Here is a 2,042-nt window from a genome sequence, read left to right as displayed (position 1 = left end):
CGGTCTTCGCCCGGGGTCAGGGCGCGGGCGACGGTGCGTTCCAGCTTCGGCAGTTCGCGGGTTTCGACGGCCAGGCCGGTTTCGGCGAGTGCGGCCTCGACGGCGCGGCGGGCGGGGGATTCGGATGTCATGTCCGGTTTGTGCGCCATCCCGCGCGCGGGAACAACATGCCTGTGGGCGGCCCGCTTGTCCGCCGCGCGATCGTCGGATAACGGATTTGTGCTGGTGTCGGGGGCGCGGCGCGCTTAAACATCTCACCCTCTTGCACGAACGGGGCGTCCGCCGCGGGTCGTGATCGATGCGAATCCCAGCCCTGAACGGGAGAGTTTGACACCATGTCCGATATGTTGATGACGCAAGCCACCGGGACCGTTCCCACCGGTCTGGAGCCCGTCGCGGGCGAGGCGGGCGTGTATCATCTGGCCGAGCCGACCAAGACCTATGGCCATCTGAATGCCGAAACGGTGCTGAGCGTCCATCACTGGACGGACCGGCTGTTCAGCTTCACCACCACCCGAGACGCCGCGCTGCGCTTCGAGAACGGGCAGTTCGCGATGATCGGGATCGAGGTCGAGGGCAAGCCGCTGCTGCGCGCCTATTCCATCGCCAGCGCCAATTACGAAGACCAGATGGAGTTCCTGTCGATCGCGGTGCCCGACGGACCGCTGACCTCGCGCCTGCGGCACGTCAAGCCGGGCGACAGGGTGCTGATCGGCCGCAAGCCCACCGGAACCCTGCTGCTGGACAATCTGCGCCCGGGGCGGAACCTGTATTTCCTGGCCACCGGCACCGGCCTGGCCCCGTTCATGAGCCTGATCAAGGACCCGACGGTCTATGAGCGGTTCGACCGGGTGATCCTGAGCCATACCGTGCGCGTCTCGGGCGAGCTGGCCTATGCCAACCATATCCGCCACGAGCTGCCGCAGCACGAATTCCTGGGCGAGGACGTGGCGGGCAAGCTGTTGTACTACCCCGCCGTGACGCGCGAGCCGTTCGCCGTCACCGACCGGATCACCAAGCTGATCGAAAGCGGCAAGATCTTCGCCGACCTGGAGATCCCGCCGCTGGACCCGGAGCATGACCGCGTGATGATCTGCGGGTCGCCGGAGATGCTGGCCGACACCGAGGCCATGCTGGTGGCCAGGGGCTTCGACGAGGGCAATAATTCCAACCCCGGCGCCTATGTCGTCGAGAAGGCCTTCGCCGAGCGCTGAAGGCCGGGTTCGCGACGTCGCGTGCCAGGGGGGCGTGCCAGGGGCGTGCCAGGGGATCGGGTGATCGAGCGTGTGATCGGGATATCTGCATGACGTATGATTTCGACCTGTTCGTCATCGGCGGGGGCTCGGGCGGCGTGCGCTGCGCGCGCATCGCCGCCAGCCATGGCGCCCGCGTAGCGGTGGCCGAGAACCGGCACTGGGGCGGAACCTGCGTCAATCTGGGCTGCGTGCCCAAGAAGCTGATGGTCCAGGCCAGCGAATATGCCGACCTGGCGGCCGACAGCCTGGGCTTCGGCTGGGACGTCGCGCCGGGCACCCACGACTGGGCCGCGCTGATCGCGGCCAAGGACCGTGAGATCGCGCGGCTGAACGGCATCTATGTCTCGCTGCTGGAAAAGTCGGGCGTGACGCTGTTCACCGGCACCGCCCGGTTCGAGGATGCGCATACCATCGTCATCGGTCCCGGCGCCCCGGACCCCCACGCTCTGGCCCCCCATGCTCCGGACCTCGGCGCGTCCGAGCGGCGGGTGACGGCCGAGCGGATCGTGATCGCCACCGGCTCCAGCCCCGATTTGCCGGAGATCGAGGGGATCGGCCATGCGATTTCCTCGGACCAGGCATTCCACCTTCCGTCGCGGCCGCAGCGCGTCTGCATGGTCGGCGGCGGCTATATCGGCATCGAATTCGCCGGTATCTTCCAGGGGCTGGGCTCGTCGGTCGATCTGGTCTACCGCCAGGACCTGCCGCTGCGCGGGTTCGACCAGGACATGCGCGCGGCGATGCGCGACGCCATCGCGGCGCGCGGCATCCGCCAGCATCCGAACC

At 67.8% G+C, this 2,042-nt stretch carries 2 protein-coding genes; both read left to right on the top strand.

Annotation, left to right across the window (positions count from 1 at the left end):
- The first annotated feature begins 335 nt into the window (after positions 1-335).
- On the top strand, positions 336-1,214 hold the full coding sequence (locus HUK84_RS16100; protein WP_176641190.1) for a ferredoxin--NADP reductase: 879 nt from the start codon (positions 336-338) through the stop codon (positions 1,212-1,214).
- A gap of 89 nt (positions 1,215-1,303) precedes the next feature.
- A partial coding sequence (locus HUK84_RS16095; RefSeq protein ID WP_176641189.1) for an FAD-dependent oxidoreductase occupies positions 1,304-2,042 on the top strand: 739 nt, incomplete at its 3' end.

This window comes from Nguyenibacter vanlangensis, assembly GCF_013376155.1.
GTDB classification, from domain to species: Bacteria; Pseudomonadota; Alphaproteobacteria; order Acetobacterales; family Acetobacteraceae; genus Gluconacetobacter; species Gluconacetobacter vanlangensis.
This window is presented reverse-complemented; position numbering and strand designations above follow the sequence as displayed.

Excerpts from the sequence above, each read along its gene's own strand:
- HUK84_RS16100 (WP_176641190.1), top strand. The coding sequence starts at position 336 with ATGTCCGATATGTTGATGACGCAAGCCACCGGGACCGTTCCCACCGGT.